Annotated in this window: 22 protein-coding genes; 10 read left to right on the top strand and 12 right to left on the bottom strand. The window is 73.6% G+C overall.

What is annotated here, in order from left to right:
• Positions 1-32: 32 nt before the first annotated feature.
• On the top strand, positions 33-938 hold the full coding sequence (locus CTE05_RS05980) for an LCP family protein (protein WP_307724279.1): 906 nt from the start codon (positions 33-35) through the stop codon (positions 936-938).
• A 63-nt stretch (positions 939-1,001) separates the two neighbouring features.
• On the opposite strand, the gene purE is transcribed toward CTE05_RS05980, so the two are convergent.
• Together purE and CTE05_RS05970 are read right to left on the bottom strand one after the other, a co-directional pair.
• Positions 1,002-1,541, bottom strand: coding sequence for a 5-(carboxyamino)imidazole ribonucleotide mutase (gene purE, locus CTE05_RS05975; protein WP_146845205.1), 540 nt, complete (start codon positions 1,539-1,541; stop codon positions 1,002-1,004).
• 94 nt (positions 1,542-1,635) lie between these two features.
• Complete coding sequence (locus CTE05_RS05970; RefSeq protein WP_246123325.1) at positions 1,636-2,802, bottom strand: 5-(carboxyamino)imidazole ribonucleotide synthase; 1,167 nt, start codon at positions 2,800-2,802, stop codon at positions 1,636-1,638.
• A 124-nt stretch (positions 2,803-2,926) separates the two neighbouring features.
• Here CTE05_RS05970 and CTE05_RS05965 point away from each other — a divergent pair, with 124 nt between their 5' ends.
• A complete protein-coding gene (locus CTE05_RS05965) occupies positions 2,927-3,445 on the top strand; it encodes a GtrA family protein (RefSeq protein ID WP_146845203.1) in 519 nt (172 codons plus the stop codon).
• A 21-nt stretch (positions 3,446-3,466) separates the two neighbouring features.
• Here the strand turns inward: CTE05_RS05965 and CTE05_RS05960 are convergent, their stop codons facing one another.
• The 8 genes from CTE05_RS05960 to CTE05_RS05925 all read right to left on the bottom strand — a co-directional run bounded on the left by CTE05_RS05960 (position 3,467) and on the right by CTE05_RS05925 (position 12,599).
• Positions 3,467-4,708 (bottom strand): oligosaccharide flippase family protein, encoded by a 1,242-nt coding sequence (locus tag CTE05_RS05960; RefSeq protein WP_146845202.1) that lies wholly within the window; start codon positions 4,706-4,708, stop codon positions 3,467-3,469.
• Positions 4,705-5,829 carry a glycosyltransferase family 4 protein gene (locus CTE05_RS05955; protein ID WP_146845201.1) on the bottom strand — a complete coding sequence of 375 codons (1,125 nt, stop codon included), beginning with the start codon at positions 5,827-5,829 and terminating at the stop codon, positions 4,705-4,707. The genes CTE05_RS05960 and CTE05_RS05955 overlap by 4 nt, the downstream gene beginning before the upstream one ends.
• The gene (locus CTE05_RS05950) at positions 5,826-7,022 is read right to left on the bottom strand and encodes a DegT/DnrJ/EryC1/StrS family aminotransferase (protein WP_146845200.1); all 1,197 of its coding nucleotides are present in this window, start codon (positions 7,020-7,022) and stop codon (positions 5,826-5,828) included. Before CTE05_RS05950 ends, CTE05_RS05955 begins: the two co-directional genes overlap by 4 nt.
• Positions 7,019-7,963 carry a GDP-L-fucose synthase family protein gene (locus CTE05_RS05945; RefSeq protein ID WP_146845199.1) on the bottom strand — a complete coding sequence of 315 codons (945 nt, stop codon included), beginning with the start codon at positions 7,961-7,963 and terminating at the stop codon, positions 7,019-7,021. Before CTE05_RS05945 ends, CTE05_RS05950 begins: the two co-directional genes overlap by 4 nt.
• Positions 7,960-9,006 carry a GDP-mannose 4,6-dehydratase gene (gene gmd, locus CTE05_RS05940; RefSeq protein WP_146845198.1) on the bottom strand — a complete coding sequence of 349 codons (1,047 nt, stop codon included), beginning with the start codon at positions 9,004-9,006 and terminating at the stop codon, positions 7,960-7,962. The genes CTE05_RS05945 and gmd overlap by 4 nt, the downstream gene beginning before the upstream one ends.
• A 270-nt stretch (positions 9,007-9,276) precedes the next feature.
• Entirely contained in the window at positions 9,277-10,473 is a 1,197-nt protein-coding gene (gene manA / locus CTE05_RS05935) for a mannose-6-phosphate isomerase, class I (protein WP_146845197.1), read from the bottom strand.
• Positions 10,474-10,574: 101 nt separating this feature from the next.
• Positions 10,575-11,897, bottom strand: a complete 1,323-nt coding sequence (locus CTE05_RS05930) for a sensor histidine kinase (protein WP_146845196.1) — start codon at positions 11,895-11,897, stop codon at positions 10,575-10,577.
• Between the two features lie 3 nt (positions 11,898-11,900).
• Positions 11,901-12,599, bottom strand: coding sequence for a response regulator transcription factor (locus tag CTE05_RS05925; protein ID WP_056585365.1), 699 nt, complete (start codon positions 12,597-12,599; stop codon positions 11,901-11,903).
• Positions 12,600-12,752: 153 nt separating this feature from the next.
• On the opposite strand from CTE05_RS05925, the gene CTE05_RS05920 reads away from it, so the two are divergent.
• The 5 genes from CTE05_RS05920 to CTE05_RS05900 all read left to right on the top strand — a co-directional run bounded on the left by CTE05_RS05920 (position 12,753) and on the right by CTE05_RS05900 (position 22,037).
• Complete coding sequence (locus tag CTE05_RS05920; protein WP_146845195.1) at positions 12,753-14,075, top strand: sensor histidine kinase; 1,323 nt, start codon at positions 12,753-12,755, stop codon at positions 14,073-14,075.
• Entirely contained in the window at positions 14,072-14,788 is a 717-nt protein-coding gene (locus CTE05_RS05915) for a response regulator (protein WP_146845194.1), read from the top strand. Before CTE05_RS05920 ends, CTE05_RS05915 begins: the two co-directional genes overlap by 4 nt.
• Before the next feature lie 104 nt (positions 14,789-14,892).
• Positions 14,893-15,693, top strand: a complete 801-nt coding sequence (locus CTE05_RS05910) for an ABC transporter ATP-binding protein (RefSeq protein WP_146845193.1) — start codon at positions 14,893-14,895, stop codon at positions 15,691-15,693.
• Positions 15,693-18,284, top strand: coding sequence for an ABC transporter permease (locus CTE05_RS05905; protein ID WP_146845192.1), 2,592 nt, complete (start codon positions 15,693-15,695; stop codon positions 18,282-18,284). Before CTE05_RS05910 ends, CTE05_RS05905 begins: the two co-directional genes overlap by 1 nt.
• A gap of 108 nt (positions 18,285-18,392) precedes the next feature.
• Positions 18,393-22,037, top strand: a complete 3,645-nt coding sequence (locus CTE05_RS05900) for an FtsK/SpoIIIE domain-containing protein (protein ID WP_146845191.1) — start codon at positions 18,393-18,395, stop codon at positions 22,035-22,037.
• Here CTE05_RS05900 and CTE05_RS05895 read toward each other — a convergent pair.
• A complete protein-coding gene (locus CTE05_RS05895) occupies positions 22,019-22,414 on the bottom strand; it encodes a hypothetical protein (RefSeq protein WP_146845190.1) in 396 nt (131 codons plus the stop codon). The genes CTE05_RS05900 and CTE05_RS05895 overlap by 19 nt on opposite strands.
• A 382-nt stretch (positions 22,415-22,796) precedes the next feature.
• Here CTE05_RS05895 and CTE05_RS05890 point away from each other — a divergent pair, with 382 nt between their 5' ends.
• A complete protein-coding gene (locus CTE05_RS05890) occupies positions 22,797-23,045 on the top strand; it encodes a WhiB family transcriptional regulator (protein WP_055912771.1) in 249 nt (82 codons plus the stop codon).
• Positions 23,046-23,123: 78 nt separating this feature from the next.
• Here CTE05_RS05890 and CTE05_RS05885 read toward each other — a convergent pair whose 3' ends face one another.
• Positions 23,124-24,605, bottom strand: a complete 1,482-nt coding sequence (locus tag CTE05_RS05885; RefSeq protein ID WP_146845189.1) for a sensor histidine kinase — start codon at positions 24,603-24,605, stop codon at positions 23,124-23,126.
• A 100-nt stretch (positions 24,606-24,705) separates the two neighbouring features.
• Here CTE05_RS05885 and CTE05_RS05880 point away from each other — a divergent pair, with 100 nt between their 5' ends.
• Both CTE05_RS05880 and CTE05_RS05875 read left to right on the top strand, forming a co-directional pair.
• A complete protein-coding gene (locus tag CTE05_RS05880) occupies positions 24,706-25,248 on the top strand; it encodes a DUF2505 domain-containing protein (protein WP_146845188.1) in 543 nt (180 codons plus the stop codon).
• A 288-nt stretch (positions 25,249-25,536) separates the two neighbouring features.
• The gene (locus CTE05_RS05875; RefSeq protein ID WP_246123323.1) at positions 25,537-26,838 is read left to right on the top strand and encodes an ABC transporter substrate-binding protein; all 1,302 of its coding nucleotides are present in this window, start codon (positions 25,537-25,539) and stop codon (positions 26,836-26,838) included.
• Positions 26,839-26,898 lie beyond the last annotated feature (60 nt).

The following is a 26,898-nucleotide window of genomic DNA, read 5'->3' as shown; positions in this document are numbered from 1 at the left end:
AGGCTCTCGTCGGCGGTGTCGCGGCCCTGGTCGTGGTCGCCCTGCTCGCCTGGCCGATCGGTCTCGCGGTGTGGGCCAACGGCAAGGTCCAGCACACTCCGGCGCTCAGCGGGGCCGCGAACACCCCGGGCACCACGTACCTGCTCACCGGCTCGGACTCGCGCGCCGACGGTGGCATCGCGCAGGACGGGACCGAAGGTTCCCGCACCGACACCATCCTGCTGCTGCACGTGCCGGACAGCGGCCCGACGGCCCTGATCTCGCTGCCCCGGGACACCTACGTGGAGATCCCCGGGAACGGCGCGGCGAAGCTCAACGCGGCGTTCTCCTGGGGACAGGCGCCTCTGCTCGTCCAGACGGTGGAAGGTCTCACCGGACTCACCGTCGACCACTACGCCGAGATCGGGATGGCGGGGGTCGAGCAGATCGTCGACGCGGTGGGCGGCGTGAACCTGTGCCACGACGCCGACGTGAACGACGCCGACTCCGGCATGGTCTGGGTGGCGGGCTGCCACGACGTCGACGGCACCCAGGCACTGGCGTTCGCCCGGATGCGCAAGGCGGACCTCACCGGCGACGTCGGTCGGGCGGAGCGCCAGCGTCAGCTGATCGGCGCCGTGATGGGCAAGGTCGAGCCGGCGTCGCTGGTGCTCAACCCCGGGAAGCAGGTGGCGCTCATCGACGCGGGCACCGGGGCGCTCACCGTCGACGACGACGCGGGGATCGTCGACCTGGCGAAGCTCGCGCTCGCGTTCAAGGCCGCGAACGGCGAGGGCGGCATCACGGGGACGCCCCCGATCGTGAGCATCGACTACCGTCCCGGCAACGGCGCGGGGTCGACAGTGCTGCTCGACCCGGACGCGACCCCGGGCTTCTTCGCGGCGATCCGCGACGGATCCCTCCCGCCCGGCCCCGTCGGGGGCATGCCGGTCGGCTGACCGTCCGTGGGCGAGTCGGCGTCGCCGACGCCGAGCCGCTCGCTCAGACGCTGAGCCGCTCGCTCAGACGCTGAACCCCACGCTCGGCCGTGCCGACGTCTGGGCGCGGAGACGCTCGCCCTTGCCGTCGGCCTGACCCTGCAGGTCCTGCTGGAAGGCCTCCATGGCCGCACGCAGCCGCACCGCCTGCTCGCCGTCGCCCGAGGCGAGGATGCGCACCGCGAGCAGGCCCGCGTTGCGCGCTCCCCCGATCGAGACGGTCGCCACGGGGACCCCGGCCGGCATCTGCACGATCGAGAGCAAGGAGTCCATGCCGTCCAGGTAGGCGAGCGGCACGGGGACGCCGACCACGGGCAGCGTCGTGACCGCGGCGAGCATGCCCGGCAGGTGCGCGGCACCGCCGGCGCCGGCGATCACCACCCGCAGGCCCCGAGCCGCGGCGCTGCGGCCGTACGCGATCATCTTCTCGGGCTGGCGGTGCGCGGAGACCACGTCGATCTCGACGGGGACGTCGAACTCGGCGAGCACCTCGGCGGCTGCCTTCATGACCGGCCAGTCCGAGTCCGAGCCCATGACGATCCCCACCTGGGCCTGCGCTGCCATCACCGTCTCCGTCCTGACGCCGTCCCGGTGACGCCGCGCGCCCATCATGTCCCAGGCGCAGCGGACCGTGCCGCCCCCGGGAGCCCTGTTCGCGTCAGGCGGACGACTCGCCCCGCAGCAGCGCCGCCGCGGCGACCGCACGACGGCGCACGTCGGCAAGATCCTCGCCGCTCACGTTCACGTGCCCGAGCTTGCGTCCCGCGCGCACCTCCTTGCCGTACAGGTGCACCTTGGCGCCCGCGTCCAGGACGGCGACGTCCCCGAGCGCCGCGGTCGGGTCCGGCAGGGCGCTGCCCAGCACGTTCGCCATGACCGTCCACGCGGAGCGTGCCGACGTGTCGCCGAGCGGGAGGTCGAGCACGGCCCGCAGGTGCTGCTCGAACTGGCTCGTCACGGACCCGTCGATGGTCCAGTGCCCGGAGTTGTGCGGTCGCATCGCCAGCTCGTTCACCAGCACCCGGGGCGGGCCGCCGTCCGCGCCCTCGACCTCGAAGAGCTCCACGGCCAGCACCCCGGTGACGCCGAGGCCGGTGGCGATCCGGGTGGCGACGTCGATCGCCTCGGCCTCGGTCGCCGCGTGCAGACCGGGCGCGGGAGCCACGACCTCGGCGCAGACACCGTCGCGCTGCACCGACTCGACGACGGGCCATGCGCGCGCCTCACCGGAGGGTCGACGCGCCACGAGCACCGCGAGCTCGCGCGTGAACGGGACCTTCTCCTCGGCGAGCAGGGGCGCTCCCGACCCGTCCGCCGCGGCCGCCAGCCAGTCGGCGACCTCGTCGGGGCTGCGGACGACGCGCACGCCCTTGCCGTCGTACCCGCCGCGCGCGGTCTTGACCACCGCGACACCGCCGACCGTCCCGAGGAAGTCGGCGAGGTCGGAGGCCGAGCCCAGGGCGGTCCAGCGCGGGACCGGCAGGCCGAGCGCGGCCAGCCGCGACCGCATGACGATCTTGTCCTGGGCGTGCACGAGCGCCGCGGCGTCGGGCCGCACCGCGACCCCGGCACCCTCGAGCCGGTCGAGCAGCGCGTTCGGGACGTGCTCGTGCTCGAAGGTCAGCGCGTCGGCACCCTCCACCAGGCGAGCGATCGCCGCCTCGTCGGACGCTGCGCCGACGGGGGCGTCGACGACCACCTGCGCCGCGGACGACGTCGGGCTCTCGACGAGGACCCGCAGGTGCACGCCGAGCGCCGCTGCCGGCGACGCCATCATGCGGGCGAGCTGCCCACCACCGACCACGGCCACCACGGGTGCTGTCACGGGCGACGACACTAGCCGAGCCACGCCAGCGCGCCGAAACGCTTCGCCCCGGACCCCGGTCGCGGTGGTCCCAGGCTCGCGGGCTATCCTCTCGTGACCGAACGACAGCACCGGAGGCGTTTCCATGAGCTCGAGCGACGAGCTGACCGACAGCCCGCCGGTCTCGGCGAGCCCGCTGGTCCCTGTCGCACCCGCCCTGCGCGCCGCCGCGCTCCGGGCACGCGCGTACGAGCTCGCGCGGTTCCTGTCGGTCGGCGGGGTCGCGTTCGTCGTCGACCTCGGCCTGTTCAACCTGCTGCGGTTCGGACCGGGCCAGGTGCTCGAGCACAAGCCGCTCACGGCCAAGATCATCTCGCTCGTCGCCGCCACCCTGGTGTCCTGGCTGGGCAACCGGCACTGGACGTTCTCCCGGCACCGCACGGACCGCCGGACCCGCGAGCTCCTCGTGTTCGCAGCGATCAACATCGGCTGCGCGGCGATCCCCGTCCTCACGCTCGCGTTCTCGCACTACGTGCTGACGCTGACCACCCCGCTCGCGGACAACGTCGCGACGGTGATCGGGATCGGCATCGGCACCGTGCTGCGGTACGCGGGGTACAAGCGCTGGGTGTTCACGGGCGCCGCCGGACATCCCGACCGCTAGTCCCCCGTCGGACGGCACGCCTCAGACGAGGTAGCGCCGCATCATCGTCATGACGTTGACGGTCTCGAGCAGCTCGAGCAGCACCATCACGGTCACGACCGTCGTGATGCTGATCTGGTCGGTGAGGACCAGGCCGCCCAGCGCCAGGACGGCGAGGACCACCCGGGCCACCAGCACCATCGACTCGCGGCGCATCGCACGGGACGCCCGGCCGACGCACGCGGTCATGCACAGGATGTTGATCGTGTAGAGCGTCGCCCACCCGGCGAAGAGGGCGCCCTGGGCGAGCACGTAGTCGTAGTTGGGGCCCAGGACCTGGAGCACGACCCAGCCCGAGCACAGGTAGAGGACCGGGAGCCCGAGGACGAGCGCCGGCAGGAGCCGCATGATCTGCCGGCGGACCGTCACTCCGGACGCGGCCCGCACGGTGGCCGGCAGCACGATGCTCTGCAGCACGAACACCGCCTGCACCGCGATGAGGACCGTGCCCGAGAAGTACGCCGAGTACTGCGCGTACTCCAGGTCGGTCCCGCCGATCCGCAGGGTGAACTTGTCGATGTACATGATCGCGACCGCGAAGACGGTGGTCGGCGCGGCGTACCGGGCGAACGAGATCAGCTGCCGGCGGGTCTGCGAGGTCGTGTGCCACGGAGCGGTCTGGTGGCGGACGAGCGCGACGTACGCACCGACCGCGAGCAGTGCCGCGACGACGACGAGGATCGAGAACGTGCTCCAGGCCGGCGTGCCCAGGACCAGCACGGCCACGAGGGCGCCGACGACGATGAGGCCAGCCTCGACGACCTTGACCACCGCGACGGCGCCGACCCTGCCGAGGGCGGCCGTCAGCCGCTCCACCACCGCCCGCCACCCGGTGGCCATCCCGAACGCGGCGGCCAGCAGCACGAGCAGCTGCGTGGACCGGGTCAGCTGCGCGATCGGCTCCGAGGCGACCACGGCGACGACGAGCCCGACGACCGCCAGGACCGACGCCACGGTCAGGACGCTGCCGACGACGACCCCGCGCTGGTCCGCGGGCTGCCGCGCGAGGAGCCGGGGCGCCGCGAGCTCCAGGCCCGCGACGGCAAGGATGAACCACACCTGGGACAGCGCCAGGAAGAACCCGAAGTCCGCGAACCCGCTCGGGCTCAGCGACCGGGCGACGACGATCGTGAGCGCGAACATCCCGGCGCCGGAGGCAGCACCCCCGAGCAGGGACAGCACGGACAGCCGGCGGAGCGGCGCCGACTGCACGACCTCGCTCATGCGGTCGGAGCCAGGGCCTTGTCGAAGACGTCGAGCGTGCGGGCCGCCGTGGACTCCCACGAGAACCGTGCCGCCTGGTCCCGCCCGAGCTCCGCCGCCCGGCGCATGCGGTCCGGGTCGGTGGCGACGATCGTCATGCCGTCCGCGATGGACTGCAGCGAGTGCGGGTCGACGTAGATCGCGGCGTCGCCCCCGACCTCGCGGTACACCGGGATGTCGCTGAGCAGGACCGGCAGCCCGATGAGCATCGCGTCGAGCGCCGGGAGGCAGAAGCCGTCGTGGAACGAGGGGATCGCGAGCGCCGCCGCGCTGGCGAGCAGGTGGTCCATCTCCTCGGTCGTGACCCAGCCGCGCAGGTCCACCCAGTCCTGCATCCCCACCTCGTCGACGATCGGGATGAGCGGGTCGTCGCCCTTGCTGCCGGTGATCACGAGGCGCGGCCGGACGTCCTCGGGCACCAGGGGCAGCGCCCGGATGAGCGAGCCCCAGTTCTTGTGCCCCAGCCGGTTCCCGGTCGCCAGGATGACGTTCTCCGGCGTGCTGGTCCGCAGCCGTGCGGCGGCCTCGCGGACGGATCCCGCGAGCGGGATCACGTCGAGCCGCTCCCGGGGGTAGTGCAGGTGCTTGTCGATGTCGCGGGCCGAGGACTCGCTGATCGTGATCATCCGGGTCGCGTTCTTCGCGACCATGGACTCCATCCACTGCGCAGGCTTCACGAAGAGCTGCGACGGCATGTGCTCCGGGTTCGTCCAGTAGAGCAGGTCGTGCATCGACACCACCGTCGGGACCGACGAGCGGCGGGGGCCCAGCAGCGACGGGCAGTGGATCAGGTCCGCACCCAGCCGGTCGGCCCAGCGCGACACGCCCTGGAGCTCGGCCCAGGACCACCGGAAGCGGTTGAGGCCGAGGATGTTGCCGCTGATGCCCGAGTCGACCACGCGGCCCGGGAACCAGTCCGGGTCCGACGCGACGAACTCGGTGCTGCCGAGGGCCGTGAACGTGTACCGGTCGGTGTCCCGCAGCGCGGAGTAGAGCTCGCGCGCGTAGGTCTCGATCCCGCCCTTCGTCCCGGTCCAGAACAGCATGTCGACCAGGACGTTCGGGCGCGCCGTGGCGGTCACGCCCCGACCAGCTCGTCCAGCACCGTCGCCAGCAGGGACAGCTCGGCGCCGAGCTCGCCCTCCCGGTTGCCGACGAACAGGCCGTTCGTGTCGATGAGGTCCGCGTTGCTGAGCTCGCCGTGCACCGAGTGGTCGAGCCACCGCATGACCGGGTTCTTCGCGAAGTTGCCGGCGACGATCGGACGGCACTCCACGCCGGCGGCCTGCAGCGCCCGGACCACGTCGGCTCGGCCGAACGGCGCGTCGGGACGCACCACCATGCTGAAGCCGAACCAGCTCGACTCGCCGATCTCCCGCTGCACGATGAACTGCGGGTAGCGGGACATGAGCTCGAGGTACTGGGTGGCGTTGCGCCGGCGGTCCGCCACGAACCCGGGCAGCTTGGCGATCTGCTCGATCCCGACGGCGGCGCTCATCTCGAGCGGCCGGACGCTGTACCCGGGCAGCACGAACTTGAACGACTCCTCGAAGGGGTCGTCGCTCTTCTCGCCCGTCACGTGGTTGAACTTGGGCAGGTTGCGCGTCCAGCCGTGCGCCCGCAGCGTGAGGAGGATGTGGTACAGCTCCTCGTCGGCGGTGCAGATGACGCCGCCCTCCATGGTGGAGATGTGGTGCGAGAAGAAGCCGCTGAAGCTGCCCATCACACCGTGGGTCCCGCACTGGCGGTCACCGAAGGTCGCACCGAGCGACTCGCAGTTGTCCTCGATGAACTCGATGCCGCGCGGCTCGCAGATGGCGCGGATGCGGTCGAAGTCGTTCGCGTTGCCGAGGAGGTTCACCACCATGACCAGCCGCGTGCGGTCGCTGATGGCGGCCTCGAGCGCGTCCAGGTCGTAGTTCAGCGTCTCGGCGTCGATGTCCACGAACTTCAGGTGCAGCCCGTACTGGCTCAGCGGGTAGTAGGTGGTCGGCCACGACACCGCGGGGACGATCACCTCGTCGCCCGGCTGGAGGGGGTTCACCTTGCGGTAGCGCAGGGCGGCGGCCATGAGGAGGTTCGCGGTGCTGCCGGAGTTCACGGCCACGCAGTAGGGCGTGCCCAGGTACTCGGCGAACACCCGCTCGTACTCGAGGGTCTCGTTCGCCATCGTGAACTGGCCGCTGGCGATGACGCGCTGCAGAGCGGCGTACTCGGCGTCGTCCCAGGACGACTGCGACAGGGAATAGCGGATGTCTCGGGGTGACGCCGTCATGCAAAGGTCTCCGTCATCGGGGCTCGTCGTTCCTGCTCCACGTACCACTGCCACGTCGAGCGCATGCCGTCCTCGAGCGAGTGCTGAGGAGTCCAGCCGAGGTCATGGATCCGGCTCGTGTCGAGCTCGCGCCGCAGGACACCCTCGGGCTTGGTGGCATCGAAGGCTATCTCACCGTCGAATCCGACGATGCCCGCTGCGAGCTCGGCGATCTCGCGGACGGACGTGTCGCCCCGCGGTCCCGCGTTCACGACCGACGGGGGGTGCTCCTGGTCCAGGAGCACCAGGCACGCCGCCGCGAGGTCGTCCGCGTGCATCAGCTGCCGCCGCTGACTGCCCGAGCCCCACACGACGACCTGCTCGCGGCCGTCGGCGACCGCATCCCCGAACCGGCGCAGCGTCGCGGCCACGACGTGGGCCGTCGCGAGGTCGAACCGGTCGCCCGGGCCGTACAGGTTGCACGGCATCACGGAGTGGTACGTGACGCCGTGCTGGGCGCTGTACGCCTCGCACAGCCGCGCCCCCACCAGCTTGGCCAGGCCGTACGGCCGGGTCGACGGGTCCAGCTCCGCGGTCTCGAGGGCGTCCTCCGAGATCGGCTGCGGCGCGGCCGCCGGGTACGCGTTGGCGCTGCCGACGAACAGGAGCCGCTCGACGCCTGCCGCGAGGCTCGCCGCGAGCACGTTGCCCTGGATGCGCAGGTTCTCGTCGAGGAACTCGACCGGGCGCGCCAGGTTGGCACCGAGACCGCCCACCCGCCCGGCCCCGAGGACGACCACGTCCGGCCGGCCGGCCGCGATGGCGGCGAACGTCGCCTCACGGTCCCGGAAGTCGACCCGCTCCTCGCCCTGGGCACAGACGTCCCCACGGGAGCGCACGGCCCGACCCAGGGCCGACCCGACGAGCCCCGTGTGGCCCGCGACGTAGATCCGGCGCGTCAATCGTTGGCCCCGGACCGCGCCGCGACGACGTGTCCGGCGTCGCGCAGCGTGCGCTCCTGGCGGGCGAGCTCCAGGTCGTTGTCCACCATGAGCTGCACGAGCTCGTCGATGCCGACCTTCGGCTGCCAGCCGAGCACCGTCCGCGCCTTCGTCGCGTCGCCCTGCAGCGCCTCGACCTCGGCGGGCCGGAAGTAGCGGGGGTCGACCTCGACGTACTGCTCCCAGTCGAGGCCGAGGCGTCCGAAGACCTTCTCGACGAACTCCCGGACGGAGTACATCTGGCCCGTCGCGATCACGAAGTCGTCCGGAGTGTCGTGCTGGAGGATCAGCCACATCGCCTCGACGTAGTCCCGGGCGTGGCCCCAGTCGCGCTTGGCGTCGAGGTTGCCGAGATAGAGCTTCTCCTGCAGACCGAGGGAGATGCGCGTGGCCGCACGCGTGATCTTGCGCGTGACGAAGGTCTCGCCGCGGCGCTCCGACTCGTGGTTGAACAGGATGCCGTTCGAGGCGAAGAGCCCGTAGGACTCGCGGTAGTTGATGGTCTGCCAGTAGGCGTACAGCTTGGCCACCGCGTACGGGCTGCGGGGGTGCATCACCGAGGTCTCGGACTGCGGCGGCGGCGTGGCCCCGAACTGCTCCGAGGTGCCCGCCTGGTAGTACCGGACCTGGCGGTCGGTGCGCTGCGAGTAGTCCCGGATCGCCTCGAGCAGCCGCAGCGTGCCGAGCCCGTCCACGTCGGCCGTGTACTCGGACTGGAAGAAGGACACCCCGACGTGCGACTGGGCCCCGAGGTTGTACACCTCGACGGGCTGCACCTTCTCGACGATCTGGCGCAGACCGGTGCCGTCGGCGAGGTCGCCGTAGTGGATGAACAGCCGCGCCTCGGGGTCGTGCGGGTCCTTGTACAGGTGCTCGATGCGGTCCGTGCCGAACGTGCTCGACCGGCGCACGATCCCGTGCACCTCGTAGCCCTTCTGAAGCAGGAGCTCGGCCAGGTACGAACCGTCCTGCCCGGTGATACCGGTGACGAGTGCCTTCTTCATCGTGGCAGCCAATCTAGGAATGTGGGTCGGATGGTGTGGCGATCAAAAAACTGCGTCAGAGTCTCCCACGCACCGAGGGGACGCCCGCCGCCGTGGACGGCACGCGACAGCGTCCGTCGGACGGCTGCGTCGAGGGGTGCACGGCCGGGGAGCGCCGGCGTGGAGGGGTCGTGCGCTCCGTCCGGGAAGGGAGGGCACGCGGCGACGACACCTGGTCAACTCTACCCACGCCGCCGGGCGCGACCGGCCACGCGCGGTCCTGCGCCGAGCTCAGGGGACGTCGGCCTGCACGACCAGGGCGTCGCCCGCGGCGGTCACGTGCCCGTCCGTCGCCAGCACGAACGCCGACTGCCCCCGGGTGAGCGAGAACGACTGGCCGGACCCGGTCGAGAGCTCGGCCTCGCCCTCGAGGCAGAGCATGATCCGGGGTCCGCGGCCGGGGATGCGGATGGGCCCCTCGTCGGTCAGACGCGTCACGGACAGCTCGAAGTCGTCGACCGGCGCGTAGTAGATGCGGGTCGACGTGAAGACGCGCTCGGGGGCGATCCGGATCGGCGGTGCGGCGACGCAGTCCACGTTGCTCAGCAGCTCGGCGACGTCGACGTGCTTCGTGGTCAGGCCCGCGCGGAGCACGTTGTCCGAGTTGGCCATGATCTCGACCCCGACGCCGCGCAGGTAGGCGTGCACCGCGCCGGCCGGGATGAACAGCGCCTCCCCGGGGCGGAGCGTCACCGGGTTGAGGAGCACGGACGTGACCGCGCCGGGGTCGCCCGGGTAGGCGGCCGCGAGGCGGATGACCGTGCGGTCGGTGCGCGGCGACGGCGACCCCTCCGCGAGCCGCCGGGCGCAGGCGTCGGCGAACTTGGCGACGTCGGCCGCCGACGGGCGCGTGTCGGGGAGCAGGAGCCACTCGAACGCCCCGCGCACGCCGGTGGACGTCGGGTCGTCCACCAGCAGCGCGTGCAGGTCGGCCGCGAGGGGCGCGTCCAGCTCGGCGAGGAGCTCGGCGGCCCGGCGAGGCGCCCGGAAGCCGACCATCGCGTCGAGCCGGGTCAGTGCGTACACCAGCTCCGGCTTGTGGTTCGCGTCGCGGTAGCTGCGCTCGGGCGCGTCGACGGGGACGCCCGCGGCCTCCTCGCGCGCGAAGCCGGCGCGGGCGCGCTCGATGGCGGGGTGCACCTGCAGCGACAGCGGGGCGTCCGCGGCGATGATCTTGAGCAGGTAGGGCAGCTGCGAGCGGAACCGGGAGGCGACGTCGGCGCCCAGGTGGAGGTCGGGGTCCGCGGCGATGAGCTGGTCGAGCGGCACCGGGCCGTCGGCCGTCTCCGCGACGGCGGGCGCGCGCGTGTGGGCGCCGAACCACGCCTCCGCCACCGGGCGACCGTCCGGGATCCTCGCGAGCGCGTCCGGGATGGCCGTCGTCGAGCCCCACGCGTAGTCCTGCGTCGCGGGTGTGATGCGGTACACGGCTGTGCTCTCCTGCGGTGCTCGTCGGCCAGGTGGCGTCCCAGATTACTGGGCGGTCGCCCGTCCCTGGGCGACGGTCCGGGTGATACCGCCCGGATCGGTCATCGTCGGCGCCGGTCCATCCGCGCCGAGACCACCGCACCCAGCGGGAGCACGACGTCGGGCCGCATCGAGGCCGGCACGCCCGAGAGGAACAGCGCGAACACGGCCGGCCGACGCTGGGCCAGCTCGAGCCGCCCCCCGTCGGCGGACGCCAGGTCGCGGGCGAGCGCGAGGCCGAGGCCGGTGCCCTTCCCGGACGTCACCTCGCGCTCGAAGATCCGCGGGGCCAGGTCGTCCGGCACGCCGGCACCCTCGTCGGCCACCTCGACGACCACCGCGCCCGACGGCCCGCTCGGCCGGGAGCGCACGGTCGTGGTGCCGGCACCGTGCCGCAGGGAGTTCTCGATGAGCGTCGCGATCACCTGGGCGAGCGCCCCCGGCGTCGCGAGCACCTGGGTCGAGCGGTCGACGTCGACGACCAGACGCCGTCCCGACGCGAGGAACGTCGGCTGCCACTCCTCCTCCTGCTGGTGGACGACCTCCAGCAGGCGCACGGCCTCGGTCGTGCCGCCCTGCAGCCTGCGGGAGCTGGCCAGCAGGTCGTCGACGACCCGCACGAGCCGCTCGACCTGCTCGAGCGAGATCCGGGCCTCCTCGCTCACGTCGGGGTCGTCCGTGGCGACCATGATCTCCTCGAGCCGCATGGACAGCGCCGTGAGCGGGGTGCGCAGCTGGTGGGAGGCGTCGGAGGCGAACTGTCGCTCGGCCGCCAGCCGCGCGGCCATCCGGTCCGCGCTGCGCGCGAGCTCGGCGGCGACGAGGTCGATCTCCTCGACGCCGGACGGCTCGAGGCGTGGCCGCACCTGGCCGGCGCCGAGCTGCTCCGCGGACGCCGCCAGGTAGACGAGCGGCGCGGTCAGGCGGTTGGCCTGCCAGATCGCCATCGCGATACCGGCGGCGAACGCGACGACGGCCGCGACCACCACGAGCGCGATCACGCGGGCGCTGAGCCAGAAGACGTCCCACCACGACACGTACAGCGTGACCGTCGCGCCGGTGTCGGACGCCTCCTCCACCGACAGCGAGCGGCCCTGGATCCGGTCTCCCGCCTGGTAGATCTCGCCGTCGGGGGTGCGGACGATCACGGAGGCCGGGATCTCCCCCACGTCGCCGGTGTAGTTCTCGAGCATCCGGTCCGTGAGGTCGACGTCCTGCTCGACGCGGAAGTCGACGGCCCGAGCGGCCGACTCGGCGCGCGCGGACAGCGCCTGCATCTCGTTCTCCCGGACCAGCTGGGCGCCGAGGAACGCGAGCGGGAAGCCGAGCAGGACCACCGCGACGGTGACCGCGGCGATCGTCGCCTGCAGGACGCGACGACGCAAGGCTCAGCCCCGCTCGGCGCTCGCGCCGCCCGTCTCGAACCGGAAGCCCATGCCGCGCACCGTCGTGACGTAGCGCGGGGCGTTGGCGTCGTCGCCGAGCTTGCGGCGCAGCCAGGAGACGTGCATGTCGAGCGTCTTGGTCGAGCCCGTCGGGTCCGAGCCCCAGACCTCGCGCATGAGGGTCTCGCGCGCGACGACGGTGCCGGCCGCCCCGACGAGCACCCGCAGCAGGTCGAACTCCTTGGCGGTCAGGTGCAGCTCCCGCTCGCCCTGGAACGCGCGGTGCGCGGCGACGTCGACGCGGACGTTCTGCGCGTGCAGCTCGTCCTCGTCGCCCGGGTCCCCGACGCTGCGGCGCAGCAGCGCCCGGACGCGCGCCAGCAGCTCGGCGAGCCGGAACGGCTTGGTCACGTAGTCGTCGGCACCGGCGTCGAGCCCGACCACGAGGTCGACCTCGTCGGCGCGGGCCGTCAGCACGAGCAGGGGGGTGGTCAGGCCGAGGTTGCGGATCGCGCGCGCGACGTCGAGGCCGTCCATGTCGGGCAGGCCCAGGTCGAGGACGACCAGGTCAGCCGCCGCGGCGCCGTCGATCGCACCTTGACCAGTACCTTGCACGCGCACGTCGTAACCTTCACGCCCGAGGGCGCGGGCCAAAGGCTCGGCAATCGCGGGATCGTCCTCGGCCAGCAGCACCTGGGTCATTCGCCCATGCTAGGTCATGGGACGGTCTTGACCGCCAGGGGGGCGCGCCCACATGTTCCCGTGAACCGGGTGCCCCTCCAGACGGACCATGACGGGAGCGGGGTCGTCCTGCGGGGGCACGTCGTGGCACGGCCGCGCGCCTACCCTCGTGGGGTGACGAGATGGGAACGCCTGCTGCGGTGGGAGGAGGCGCACCGGTTCGCGGTCGACGCGACCGGCACCGGGTTCCTGCTGCTGCTCATGGCGGCGACGTCGACGGACATCAACAGCGCCGCGGCGAACGCCACCCGCACCCTCGCCACCCCGCTGATCTCCATGCTGGTGGTCGCTCCCCTGGCCTGGCGGCGGGTCCGGCCGACCGCCTCCGCGGTCGCCGTCTACTCGGCCGCCCTGCTCCAGCTGGCGTTCTTCGCCCCGCTCGTCGTCCCCGCCGACCTGGCCGTCCTGCTCTCGCTGTACTCCGTCACGGTGCACGGCCCGCGGTGGGCGCACCGCGTCGCGATGGTCAGCACGCTTGTCGGCTCGGTCCTGCTCGGCATCGCGATGAACGGGTGGTTCGACGCCCCGGGAGCCGCGTCGACCGCGATCTTCACCGGTGTCCTCGCCCTCACGGTGTGGGCGTTCGGGCTCGTCCGGCGCTCGCGCCGGGAGACCATCGAGGCGCTGGTCGACCGGGCCGAGCGGCTCGAGGTCGAGCGCGACCAGCAGTCCCAGATCGCGACCGCGGCCGAACGGGCCCGGATCGCCCGGGAGATGCACGACATCGTCGCCCACTCGCTCACCGTCATGATCGCCCAGGCGGACGGTGGCCGGTACGCGGCCGACGCCGACCCCGCGGCCGCGACGAGGGCGCTCAGCACGATCGCCGAGACCGGCCGAGCCGCTCTCACCGACATGCGGCGGCTGCTCGGCGTGCTGCGGGGCGGCTCCGAGCCTCCCCCCTCGACGGGCGCCGTCCCCGTGCTCCCCGGCCCGGGCGGGCTGAGCCACGCCACGAGCCAGGGCTTCGCCCCGCAGCCTGCCGAGTCCGACGTCGGCGCGCTGGTCGAGCAGGTCCGGGCCAGCGGGCTGCGCGCCTCCCTGGTGCGCATGGGCGAGCCGCGGAACCTGCCTCCCGGCGCGGGCCTGACGGTCTACCGGATCGCCCAGGAGTCCCTGACCAACGTGCTCAAGCACGCCGGTCCCGATCCCAAGGTCACCGTGCTCGTCCAGTGGCTCCCCGACGCCATCGTGCTCGAGGTCAGCGACGACGGGCGAGGCGCGTCGGCGGACTCCGACGGGCTCGGTCAGGGGCTCGTCGGCATGCGCGAGCGCACCACGATGTTCGGGGGCACGATCAGCGCCGGCCCTCGCCCGGGCGGTGGCTTCCGCGTCCGCGCCGAGCTGCCCACCCCGACCGAAGCAGCATCCCCCAGCACATCCACCGACGAGAGGACCACACCCGTGCCGAGCACCCCGGACGAGGCGTCCCGATGAGCGGCGAGACGATCCGCGTCGCCCTGGTCGACGACCAGCAGCTGGTCCGGGCCGGGTTCCGCATGGTCATCGACTCGCAGGCGGACCTCGAGGTCGTGCTCGAGGCGGGCGACGGGGCCCAGGCCGTGCGCGCCCTGGCGCCGGCGGCGCGGACCGCCACCGGGCCGGTCGACGTCGTGCTCATGGACGTCCGCATGCCCACGATGGACGGGTTGACCGCGACCGCGCAGATCACCGCGCGGTCGACCGACGAGATCCCGGCCCCCCGCGTGATCGTGCTGACCACGTTCGACCTCGACGAGTACGTCCTGGCCGCCATCCGGGCGGGCGCGAGCGGGTTCCTGCTCAAGGACGCGCCCCCGGAGGAGATGCTCGCCGCCATCCGGACCGTGCACCAGGGCGACGCCGTCATCGCGCCGTCGAGCACCAAGCGGCTCCTGGAGCACCTCGTCACCGCCCTCCCGCCCGACGAGCCCGGCGGCCCGACCGACCCCGCGCGTCTCGCCGTCGCGGACCTCACCGACCGCGAGCGCGAGGTGCTCGTGCTGATGGCGCGGGGTCGCTCGAACACGGAGATCGGCGCCGACCTCTTCGTCGCCGAGGCCACGGTCAAGACGCACGTGGGCCGCATCCTCGCCAAGCTGCACGTCCGGGACCGGGTGCAGGCCGTCGTGATGGCGTACGAGACCGGTCTGGTGCGGCCGGGGTCCTAGTCGGACCACGGGATGACCGACGACCCGTCCGGGGCCTGATGTGCGGCCCCGGCGTGCGTCCGTAGCGTCGAGCACGTCATCACCGCACCCGAAGGAGCCCCTCCGTGGACACCACCGTCTTCCGCCCGCTCGACGAGGACCAGCCGCGCGTGCCGGGCGGGTCACCGGTCGCCGTGAGCGCCCGGTCGCTCACCAAGGTCTACGGCCAGGGTGCCGCCGAGGTCCGTGCGCTCGACGGGGTCGACGTCGACTTCGCGGCCGGCGCGTTCACCGCGATCATGGGTCCGTCCGGCTCCGGCAAGTCGACCCTGATGCACGTCCTGGCGGGTCTCGACGGGGCCACGGCGGGCACCGCGCGGCTCGGCGCCACCGAGATCACGGCGCTCGACGACACCGCGCTGACCCGCCTGCGCCGCGACCGCGTCGGGTTCGTTTTCCAGAGCTTCAACCTGCTGCCCATGTTCACGGCCGAGCAGAACATCCTGCTGCCGCTCGAGCTCGCCGGCACCACGGTGGACCGCGCGTGGTTCGACACCCTCGTGTCCACCCTCGGGCTCGGCCAGCGCCTGACGCACCGGCCGTCGGAGCTGTCCGGTGGCCAGCAGCAGCGGGTGGCGATCGCGCGCGCGCTCATCGCGAAGCCCGAGGTCGTCTTCGCCGACGAGCCCACCGGCAACCTGGACTCCCGGTCGGGTGCCGAGGTGCTGAGCTTCCTGCGCCGGTCCGTGCGCGAGCTGGGGCGCACGATCATCATGGTCACGCACGACCCGACGGCCGCGGCGTACGCGGACCGCGTGGTGCTGCTGGCGGACGGGCGGATCGCCGGCGACATCGCCGACCCGACCCCGGAGTCCGTCCTCACCGGCCTCGAGGCCCTCCGCACGCTCGACCAGGCGGCCCTCTGATGCTGCGGCTCACCTGGGCGCAGATGCGCCTCAGCCTCGGCCGGCTGACCGCCGCGGCCGTCGCCATCGCGATCGGCACGGCGTTCGTCGCGACCACCCTGATCGCCGGGAACGTGATGACCCGGACCGGCTACGACGCCGTCACCGCGACGCTCGCCGACGCCGACGTGGTCCTGAGCGGCGACGTGACCGACGACGAGCTCGACGCGGTGCGCGCCCTGCCGGACGTCCTGGCCGCGGACGTCCTGGCCCCCACCGGCATCGAGGTCCGCAAGGGCGGCACGAGCCGCTGGCAGCTGATGCTGCCCACCTCCGACGAGCCGCGGCTGAGCTCGCTGGTGGTCGAGGACGGCGCCGTACCCGCCGCCAGCGGCGAGATCGCCCTGCCGATCGCGACCGCGGAGGCCCTCGGGGTCGGTGTCGGTGACCGCGTGCAGGTCCGCTGGACCACGTCCGAGCCCGCCGACGACGCGACGGCCGAACCCACGCCGCCCCGCGAGGACGGCGAGGAGGTCTGGCGGACGGTCGACGAGGACGTGGTCGTGACGGGAATCGCCTCCGACCCGGGTTCTGCCTGGTCGCAGAGCGGCGGCGCGGGTCTCGTGACCCCTGCCGACGCCCTGCGCTGGAGCGGTGTCGAGTCGCTGACCGAGCTCGGCTCGACGACCCTCGTCGCCGCCGCCCCGGGTGTCGCTGCCACGGCCCTGCTGGACGCCGTCGGCCCGCTCGCGCCCGGCGCCGAGGCCCTCACCAGGGACGAGGCCGCCCAGGAGGCCGTCTCGGAGTTCTCCGACGGCGGGAACGTGCTCGTCACGGTCGTCCTCGGGTTCGCCGCGGTGGCGCTGCTCGTCGCCGCCCTGGTCATCGCGAACACGTTCCAGGTGCTGGTCGCGCAGCGCACCCGCACGCTCGCCCTCCTGCGCTGCGTCGGCGCCGGCAAGGGACAGCTGCGGCGCTCCGTGCTGCTGGAGGCGACGATCCTCGGGGTCGCCGCGTCGGTCGCCGGACTGGTCCTCGGCCTCGTGCTCGGCCAGTCGGCGTTGATGGTGCTGGGCCGTCTCGACCTCGGTGTGCCGCTGCCGTCCACCATCCAGGTGACCCCGCCGGTCGTGCTGCTCCCGCTCCTCGTCGGCACCGTCGTCACCGTGCTCGCGTCGCTGGTGCCCGCCCGGGAGGCGACGCGGGTGTCCCCGATCGCGGCGCTGCGCCCGGCGGAGGCCCCGGCGGTCGGCGCCCGCGCCGGCCGGGTCCGGCTGGCGCTGTCGCTGCTGCTCACGCTCGGGGGTGTCGGGGTCATGCTCCTCGCCACCGTGCTGTCCAGCAGCGGTCGGGCCGACCCCACGCTCCTCCTGGGCGTCGGAGCGCTCGCCGGCGGGCTGTCGTTCGTCGGCGTGCTGGTCGGTGCGGTGTTCTGGGTGCCGAAGGTCGTGTCCTGGGTGGGGCGCGCGCTGGCGAGCACCGGCACCAGCGCCCGGCTCGCCGCGGCGAACACCGTGCGCAACCCGCGCAGGACCGCCGCGACCAGTGCCGCGCTGCTCATCGGCGCGACGCTCGTCGCCATGATGAGCACCGGCGCCGCGAGCGCCCGGGTGTCCCTGGCACAGGAGCTCGACGAGCACTACCCGGTGGACCTCATGGTCGACGGCTCGGTGTACGGCGAGACCGCGGCCCTGCCGGCCGACGTCTCGGACGCTGTCGCCGCGGTCACCGGCGTCGCCACGGTGCTCGAGATGCGGACCGCGTCCGTGTGGATCGACGGCGACGGGATCCTCGTGGCCGCACCTGCTGACGGCTCCACGACGTCCGTCCTGCGCGACCCGCGCACCGCTGACGCGCTGAGCGACGGCACGCTGCTGCTGCCGAAGCCGCGGGAAGACATGGCGACCGCCGGGACCACCCCGGTCAGTGCGTACTCCTCGACGGCGGACGGCCCCGAGCCGGTGCCGGGCGGGGCGACCGTCGACCTGCAGGCGGTCTCGAGCGACCTGGGTGGCTTCTACGGCCTCGTGACCCCGGCGACCCTCGAGAAGCTCGCCCCGGAGGCCCCCGTGTCGATGCTGTGGGTCGCCCTGGACCCCGGTGCCGACGCGGCACTCGTGCTCCAGGACGTCCGCTCCGCACTGCCTGACACGCCGGCGGAGGTGAGCAGCGCCGGAGCGGAGCGCGCGACCAACGAGCGCGTGATCGACACGCTCCTCGCGATCGTCGTCGGTCTGCTCGGCGTCGCCGTGGTGATCGCGCTGATCGGCGTGGCCAACACGCTGTCGTTGTCGGTGCTCGAGCGGCGCCGTGAGTCGGCGACGCTGCGGGCGATCGGGCTCTCCCGCCGGCAGCTGCGCGTGATGCTCGCGGTCGAGGGGATGCTCATCGCCGGCGTCGGGGCCGTCCTCGGCGCGGGGCTCGGGCTCCTGTACGGCTGGGCCGGAGCGGTGATCACGTTCGGGGAGATCGGGGACGTCATCCTCGTCGTCCCGTGGGCCGACCTGGGCGTCCTGCTCGTCGTCGCGCTGGCCGCCGGCCTGCTCGCCTCGGTGCTGCCGGGCCGGGCCGCCGCTCGCACGTCACCTGTCGCGGCGCTCGCGGTCGACTGACACCGCTGGGCCGCCCAGCCGACCGGTGGCCCTGTGGACGGACCGGCTCGTCCCCGGAGCACCCCGGGACGGGCCGGTCCTGCGTCGTGCCCACGGCAGGGTCGGACCGTGCGTTTCACGGTGCTCCACCCCGACCCGGCCCGCGGCCACGGCCTGGTCCCGACCGACGTGGAGGCGGACCCGGGCACCGCCCTGACCGCCCTGCGTCCGGCGCTCGCCCGGGTCAGCGGGTACGCGGGATGGGCGAGCGCCGGTGTCCGTGCCGCGGTCGCGGACGCCGTGCTCGACGACCACCACGTCGTCGGCCAGCCGCCGCTCGTCGAGGCCTGCGTCCTGCGTGCCGAGCCGGGAGCCCGACCGGGCGCGGAGCTCGCCGTCGGCGCGGACTGGTTCGTCGCCGTGGTCGCCGGTCCGGACTGCGGCGGCCTGGCGGCGGTCCCCACGACGGGGCACCTGACCATCGGCCCGCCCGCGGGCGTCGCGCGGCACCACCCTGTGCTCGCCGTCGACGATGCCGGGCTCCCCCTGGTGCAGGTCAGGCGACGCGGTGACCGCGTGCACGTGCGACTCGGTGCGGGCGGGCTGTGGCGGCGCTGGCGTCCTCACCGCCCGCTCCGCCTCGGCACGACCACGCTCGCGCTGCGGGGTGCGATCCGTGACCCGGCACCGCAGGAGGACTCGTCCGGGCCGAGCCTCGACACCCGACCAGCCACGTGGCTGGCACCGCTCGTCGGGTCGGCCGCCCTCGCCGTCGCCCTGCGCCAACCCGTCCTGCTCCTGGCCGGCCTCGCCGTGCCCCTCGTCCTCGTCGGCACGGCTGCCGGCACCCGGTGGCGGCGACGTCGCGACGTCCGCGAGGACCCGACCGTGCACGACCTCGCCGGGCTGGTCGCCGCCACGACGCGTGCGTCGGTCACGGCGACGGACCCGGTCGTGCTCGACCCGCCCTGGGACCCCGGGGGCAGCCTGGCGGTCGTCGGCCCGCGCGCCCTGGCGCTCCCGGTCGCCCGCGGCGTCGCCCTGGGCGCCCTCGGCACCCACCTGTCCGCCGCGCTCGCGGTCCGGACCCGCCAGCCGCTGGACTGGTCGTGGTGCGTCTGGGCGACCACGCCCGACGCACCGCTACCGCCGGGTGCGGGTGCGGCGCTCGTGGTCGCAGACGACCCGCCCGACCCCGCGGCGCTGGCACGCTGGAGGTCCTCGGCGCCCGCGTCGCAGCGGCTGCTCCTGCTCGCCGAGTCCTCGGCAGCGGTTCCCGCATGGTGCCGGGCGCGGCTCGAGGTGGGACCGCGCACGGTCCGGCTGCACGGGGCGGACGGCAGCGTGCACGACGTCCCCCGGCAGGCGGCCGGCGCCGAGCTCGCCCTGGCGCAGGTCCGCGCGGCGGCGGCGGCACGCGCGATGACTTCCTCCGGCGCGGGCGACGAGTCCGCCCTCCCCGCGCAGGCGTCGCTGGCCGCGCTCGACGGGGTCCCCGCACCGGGGCAGGTGGCCGAGACCTGGTCGACCATCCGCAGCGGGCTCGTCGCGGCGCTCGGGCTGGGCCCCGGCGGACGGACCGTCTCCGTCGACCTCGTCGCCCACGGACCGCACGCGCTGGTCGCGGGGACGACGGGCGCCGGGAAGTCGGAGCTGCTCACCACCCTGGTCCTCGCGCTCGCGCTGACCCACCCGCCGGACCGGCTGGCGATCCTGCTCGTCGACTTCAAGGGCGGGACGGGACTCGGAGCGGTGGCCGGGCTCCCCCACGTGCTGGAGCACGTCACCGACCTCGACGCCGCGCACGCCCGTCGGGTCCTGGCCTCGCTGCGCGCGGAGCTCCGCCGACGCGAGGGGATCCTCGCCGCGGTGGGCGCTCGCGACCTCCTGGAGCTCGACCCCGCCGACCCCATGACCCCGCCCCGCCTGCTGGTGGTGGTCGACGAGCTGAGGGCTCTGACGGAGGACGTCCCGGACGCGGCCCCGGCCCTCACCCGGATCGCCGCGCAGGGCCGTGCGCTCGGCGTGCACCTCGTGCTCGCCACGCAGCGTCCCGCGGGAGCGGTCGGCGCCGACCTGCGCGCGAACGTCGCCCTGCGCATCGCCCTGCGGGTGACCGACCCGGCCGACTCGACCGACGTGCTGGACGCCCCGGACGCCGCGCTCCTCGACCCGGCGACCCCTGGTCGCGCCTGGGTGCGGCGCGGGACCCGGCCGCTCGAGCCGGTCCAGGTCGCGCGGCCCGTCCAGGTGTCCGCCGCGCCGGCCGCGCGGCTCGCCCGCGGGTGGACGGACGACGGCGCTCCCTGGTCGCCGGCGGTGCAGGACGTCCCCCAGGTCGACGGCCTGCGCGCGGCGTGGCTACGGGCCGCGGCACAGGCGACGGCCGACCGGCCCCGGGGCGAGGGCTGCCCCTGGCTACCCGCGCTGCCGGCGGTCGTCCGGGCCGCCGACGTGCCGGTCGGGCCGGGCCTCGGCATCGCCGTCGCGGACCTGCCCGAGGAGCAGCGGCGCGGTCCGGTGCGGTGGGACCCCTCCGACGGTCCGCTCCTGGTCCTGGGCGGCCCTCGCTCCGGCCGCACCACGACGCTGGTCGTCGCGGGCCTCGAGGCGCTCGACCGGGGGTGGTCGGTGCACGCCGTCGGCCTTCCCCCGGCGGCCGTCGACCGGCTGCGGGCAGGCGACGGGCGCGGCCTCCTGGGCAGCGTCCTCGACACGGACGACGCCCGCGCGGTGGCTCGTCTCCTCGAGCTCCTGGCCGGCACGCGGCAGCCGCGCGCGCTCCTCCTCGTCGATCGCCTCGACCTGCTCCTCGACTCGCTCGGACGGCTCGCGCGGGGCGAGGGCGCCGACCGGCTGACCGCCCTCTGGCGCGGGGGCACCGGGGGCACGGCGCTCGCGGCCGGAGCGGACGCCGGAGCGTCCGCGGTGCAGCACGCGGGCGCGTTCGCCCAGCGCCTGGTGCTCCCGCTGGCGGACGCCGCGCTCGACGCGCTCGCGGGGGTGCCCACCGCCCTGGCCGGTCGGCGGACGACCGCCGGCCGGGCCGTGCACCTGCACGCGACGGGCGCGGACCTGTGCCAGGTGGTGCTGCCCGTGCGGGCCCCGACGATCGCGGCGGCCGGCTCGGACCCGGCGGTGACGCTGGTGCGGCCCCTCCCCCACCGCGCGGAGCCGCCGCGAGGGTGGAGCGCCCGGCCGGGCAGCCTCGAGGTTCCCCTGGGGCTCGGTGGCGACGACGCAGGCGTCGTGCGCGTCGACGTGCGTCCCGGGCTGCTGGTCGCCGGACCTCCGGGTTCCGGCCGCTCCACGGCGCTGGACGTGGTGGCTCGCACCCTGGCCCGGGCGGGTGCGCGCGTCCTCCGGCTGGTCGACCCTGCCGGGACGCCGGTCAGCACGCTGGTCGGGGTGCAGGACGTGGGGCCGGAGGACCTGGCGGTGGCGAGCGCCGGCGACGCGGCTGTGCTCCTCGTCGACGACCTGGACGACCTGCTGCGCACCCGCCCCGAGCTCGACGACCTGCTGCCCGCGTCCGTCAGCCTCGTCGCCGGCGTGACGTCGGCGTCCGCCGCCCAGGCGTTCCGGGGCACGGTCGCAGCGCTCGTCCGCCGACGACGCATGCTCGTCCTCGACGTGCACGACCACGCGTCCGCCGAGCTGGTGGGCGCACGCGCGGCGTGGTGCGTCGAACCGTCCGCCCGACCTCCCGGACGAGGCGTCCTGCTGGCCGGTCGGGACTCCGTCGTCGTGCAGGTCTACGCCGGCGGATCCTGACGACGCGCCGTCGCGGCCACCGCCGAGGGCAGCAGCAGCCCGCCACCGATCAGCACCGCGACGACCAGCACCACGACGGGCCACACCGCCGGGTCCGCCCCGAGCCAGCCGATCGCGAGCACCGCGAGCAGGATCTGCCACATGATGACCGGCGAGCGCGCCCACCGACGGCCGCGCCAGAGCCCGCGTGCTGCGAGCAGGAGCAGGAGCGCGACCCCGGCGGCGAAGGCGACGAGGAACAGGGACGCGGCCGGCATCGTGGCGGCACCCCGCACGACGTCCGCTGCCCACGCGACGGCGAGCCCGAGGAAGGCGGCGGCCTCGAGGGTCACCAGGAGGCAGACGACGAGCAGCACGGGAGGCGGGCGTCCGGTCACAGGAGCGAGCCTAGGCTGCGCCGCACGACGCGTCGCCGTCACCGTTGACCTGCACGGACGCTCACTCTCCGATACCACGGATCCGGGGTGACTGACGCCACCCCGTGTCGTTCATCACCGCCCGGCGACGACGTCGGCTCGTGGATGTTTGTCCGACTATCCCCCTCACCTGCGGCAACATGCGGGACTCGTCGAGGCACAGCGCGTCCACAGGTGTGACGAACGCCTCAGTCGTTACTGATACGAAACCTCCCCGTAACCCTTGTGGAGTTCCCGGACCGGTGCGAGCCTTGATGCAGTACGTCCCCCACCCCCGATCTCGCGTCCAGACTCGCGCGCCCTGACCCCGGGCGCCCCTCGACGTGTGCCTAGGAGAGAACTCATGGATTGGCGCCACCGCGCAGCGTGTCTCGACGAGGACCCGGAGCTGTTCTTCCCCATCGGGAACACCGGCCCCGCCCTGCTGCAGATCGACGAGGCGAAGGCCGTCTGCCGACGCTGCCCCGTCGTCGACACGTGCCTGAAGTGGGCCATCGAGACCGGTCAGGACGCGGGCGTCTGGGGCGGTCTCTCCGAGGACGAGCGCCGCGCGCTCAAGCGTCGGACCGCGCGCCAGCGTCGCGCCGGCTGACCTCGCTCCACCCCGTACCCGGCCCCGCCGCGCACCGCGCCGCGGGGCCGAGTCGCGTCCGGCGACGGGACGGCAGGCTCAGATCAGAGCCGCGGCGTCCCGGGGCCCACGCAACCGGGCCTCGATGACCACGGACGTCCCGCCGCCCTCCCGGCTCGCCCACTCGATCGTGCCGCGCATCTCGTTGGTCACCAGGGTCGACACGATCTGCGTCCCGAGCCCGGTCCCGGCCCCGCGCTCGGTCGGCAGCCCGGAGCCGTCGTCGGCCACCTCGACCCGCAGCGCGTCGTCCTGCCGCTCGACGATCACCTCGACCGTCCCCGACTCCCGCCCCTCGAACCCGTGCTCGACCGCGTTGGTCACCAGCTCGGTCAGGATGAGCGCGAGCGCCGTGGCGTCCTCCGCGGGGATCGAGCCGAACGAGCCCCGGACGAGGGTGCGCACGTGCGCACCCTCGGTCGCCACGTCCGCGGCGAGCCGCAGGCTGCGGCCGACGAGATCGTCGAACGGCACGCTCTCGTCGAGCGTCTGCGACAGGGTCTCGTGCACGAGCGCGATCGTGGCGACCCGGCGCATCGCCTCGCCGAGCGCCTCCTTGGCCTCGGGGGACGCCACGCGCCGGGACTGGAGCCGCAGCAGGGCCGCGACGGTCTGGAGGTTGTTCTTCACCCGGTGATGGATCTCGCGGATCGTGGCGTCCTTGGTGATGAGCTCGCGCTCCCGGCGCCGCAGCTCCGAGACGTCGCGGCACAGCAGCACGGCGCCGACCCGCTGGCCGTGCTCGGTCAGCGGGACCGCGCGCAGCGACAGCGCGACGCCGCGGGCCTCGACGTCGACACGCCAGGGCGCCCGCCCCATCAGCACGAGCGGCATCGACTCGTCGACGGTGTCGTGCTGCTCGATCAGCTCGGCGGTCACCTCGACCAGCGACCGCCCGACGAGGTCGCCGACGACACCGAGCCGGTGGAAGCAGGACAGGGCGTTGGGGCTCGCGTAGAGGACCTCGCCCTCGGAGTTGAGACGGACCAGCCCGTCCCCGACACGGGGGGCTCCGCGGCGTGGTCCGGTGGGGGCGTCGGGCGCCGGGTACTCCCCACGACCGACCATCGCGAAGACGTCGTCAGCCGCCTCGACGTAGTTGAGCTCGAGCCGGCTGGGCGTGCGCGCGCCACCGAGGTTGGTCTGGCGCGCGAGCACCGCGATCGCCTTGCCGCTGCGCACCACGGGCACGGCCTCCTCGCGCACCGCGTACGACCCGAACCAGCGCGGCTCGCGGGAGCGTTGCGCGGCGCGCTCGTCCAGCGACCGCTGCAGCTGAGGCCGCTGGCCCTCCGGGGCGCTCGACCCGACGACGTCGTCGTAGTGGACGGTCGCGCCGGTCGAGGGGCGGGCCTGGGCGATCGCGACGAAGTCGCCGTCCGTCGTGGGCAGCCACAGCACGAGGTCGGCGAACGCGAGGTCGGACAGCACCTGCCAGTCCCCGACCAGGAGGTGCAGCCACTCCAGGTCCTGAGCATCGAGCGCGGCGTATCGAGCGGCGAGGGTGCTCAGCGTGGACACGGGCACCAGGGTAGGTGGCGGCGGACCGGTGATGAGCAGGACGGTCAGGACGTGGGCGGATAGCCTCTGACCCACCGACTCGATCACCGAAGGACCCACCGTGCGACTGAGCGTGACTCTCGACCTCCCGACGGATGCGCACGCCGCGGCGTCGCTCCTGGCAGACCCGGAGTACGTGCACCAGAAGGTCCGCGCGAGCGGCGCTCTCGAGCAGCACGTGGACATCACCGGGTCGGCGGACGACGCGTTCACGGTGACGACCCGGCGCGCGCTGCCCACCGACCAGATCCCCGCCCACCTGCGGGGCTTCGTCGGCACCCGGATCGACGTGCGGCAGGTCGAGGCGTGGGAGGCGCCCGCGCCCGACGGGTCACGCGTCGGGACCGTCGTCGTGGAGATCGCCGGCGCCCCTGTCCGGCTCAGCGGGCGCACCGCCCTGACCCCGACCGGCGCCGGTTCGACGACGGTCACCTACGACGGCGAGCTCCGCGCCACGGTGCCGCTCTTCGCGTCCGCGATCGAGCAGGCGGCGGCCGGCGCGATCCGGTCCGCGCTGGAGGTCGAGCAGGGCGTCGCGCGCGAGTGGATCGACGGTCGGGGCGGCGGCTCGGGCGATGGTTACGGACAGGCTCCGCAGCCGTAACGATTCGGTAACACGGACCGATGTCCATATTGCTCTGACCTGCAGAAACGCTGGTGTGGGATCGCTACCACGGCATTTCCCCCACTCACCGTCCTTGACACTCGGTGAGGCGCCGACGACAGTACTCCGCAGCGCGTGGGAACGCTCCCGCAATCACTGCGGAAGGGAACGTGACCGCGCCGGGTCCACACGGCCCAACCCGATGTTCGCACGCCCCCTTTCCGCGGGCGGACGACGGGTGCCCTAGGGGTACGGCGAGGACGCCGTCCGACTGACAAGGGAGTCACAGTGCGCAAGACCACCAGCAAGATGTGGGCGGCCGCGGCGGGGGTCACGGGCATCGCCCTCCTCGCCACCGCTTGCTCCGGCAACGCGGAGACGCCCAGCGACGACGGTTCCGACGGCGGATCCGAGAACATCACCCTGACGCTCGGCACGTTCAACGAGCCCGGCTACACGGACGAGATGTTCGCCGCGTACGAGGCCGAGAACCCCGGCATCACGATCGAGAACAAGAAGGCCGCGACCTCGAACGAGGCCCGCGACAACCTGAACACGCGTCTCGCGTCGGGTTCGGGCGCCTCGGACATCGAGATGATCGAGATCGACTGGCTCCCCGAGCTCATGCAGTACCCGGAGAAGTTCACCGACCTGACGGACCCGGCCCTCGAGGGCCGCTGGCTCGACTGGAAGGTCGCGCAGGCCACGACGCCCGACGGCATCCTGCTCGGCTACGGCACGGACATCGGCCCGGAGGCCATCGCGTTCCGCGGCGACCTGCTCGCCGCGGCCGGCCTGCCCTCCACCCGTGAGGAGGTCGCTGCCGAGCTCGGTGGCGCCGACGCCACGTGGGAGGACTACTTCGCGTTCGGCAAGCGCTACACCGAGGCCACGGGCAAGCCGTTCTTCGACGCTGCCGGTGCCATCTACCAGGGCATGATCAACCAGGTCGAGAACGCCTACGAGGAGAACGACGGCACGATCATCGCCGCCGAGAACCCCGAGGTGAAGGCGATCTACGACGCCGTCACCACCGCCTCCGTCACCGACAACCTGTCGGCGCACCTCGGCCAGTGGAGCGACGACTGGACCGCCTCGTTCCAGACGGACGGCTTCGCGACCATGCTGGCCCCGGGCTGGATGCTCGGTGTCATCGAGGGCAACTCGGCCGGCGTGACCGGCTGGGACATCGCGGACGTCTTCCCCGGCGGCGCCGGCAACTGGGGCGGCTCGTTCCTGACCGTCCCCGCGCAGAGCAAGCACGCCGAGGAGGCCAAGAAGCTCGCCGCGTGGCTCACCGCCCCGGAGCAGCAGATCCAGGCGTACAAGAACAAGGGCACGTTCCCGAGCCAGGTCGAGGCGCTCGCCTCGGACGAGCTGCTCAGCTCCACGAACGCGTTCTTCAACAACGCCCCGGCCGGCCAGATCCTGGCCAACCGCGCCAAGGGCATCATCGCCCCGTTCAAGGGCCCGAACTACTTCGCCGTCAACGACGCGATGCAGTCGGCCCTGACCGAGGTCGACGTCAACGGCGGTGACCCCGCCGCACAGTGGGACACCTTCGTCGCCGCGGTCAACGCGCTCGGCTGACGCACGCCACAGGGCCGGGCCGATGGGTCAATCCATCGGCCCGGCCCTGCCAGCGTAGGC

The sequence above is a fragment of the Cellulomonas terrae genome (assembly GCF_007990265.1).
In the GTDB taxonomy this organism is placed as follows: domain Bacteria; phylum Actinomycetota; class Actinomycetes; order Actinomycetales; family Cellulomonadaceae; genus Cellulomonas; species Cellulomonas terrae.
The sequence above is the reverse complement of the archived record's forward strand: the minus strand, read 5'-3'. Positions and strand labels throughout refer to the sequence as shown.

What these genes read in the sequence shown, in the direction of transcription:
- purE (WP_146845205.1), bottom strand. Translation starts at nt 1,541, where the DNA reads ATGGCAGCGCAGGCCCAGGTGGGGATCGTCATGGGCTCGGACTCGGAC.
- CTE05_RS05965 (WP_146845203.1), top strand. Translation starts at nt 2,927, where the DNA reads ATGAGCTCGAGCGACGAGCTGACCGACAGCCCGCCGGTCTCGGCGAGC.
- CTE05_RS05960 (WP_146845202.1), bottom strand. Translation starts at nt 4,708, where the DNA reads ATGAGCGAGGTCGTGCAGTCGGCGCCGCTCCGCCGGCTGTCCGTGCTG.
- CTE05_RS05950 (WP_146845200.1), bottom strand. Translation starts at nt 7,022, where the DNA reads ATGACGGCGTCACCCCGAGACATCCGCTATTCCCTGTCGCAGTCGTCC.
- gmd (WP_146845198.1), bottom strand. Translation starts at nt 9,006, where the DNA reads ATGAAGAAGGCACTCGTCACCGGTATCACCGGGCAGGACGGTTCGTAC.
- CTE05_RS05925 (WP_056585365.1), bottom strand. Translation starts at nt 12,599, where the DNA reads ATGACCCAGGTGCTGCTGGCCGAGGACGATCCCGCGATTGCCGAGCCT.
- CTE05_RS05915 (WP_146845194.1), top strand. Translation starts at nt 14,072, where the DNA reads ATGAGCGGCGAGACGATCCGCGTCGCCCTGGTCGACGACCAGCAGCTG.
- CTE05_RS05905 (WP_146845192.1), top strand. Translation starts at nt 15,693, where the DNA reads ATGCTGCGGCTCACCTGGGCGCAGATGCGCCTCAGCCTCGGCCGGCTG.
- CTE05_RS05890 (WP_055912771.1), top strand. Translation starts at nt 22,797, where the DNA reads ATGGATTGGCGCCACCGCGCAGCGTGTCTCGACGAGGACCCGGAGCTG.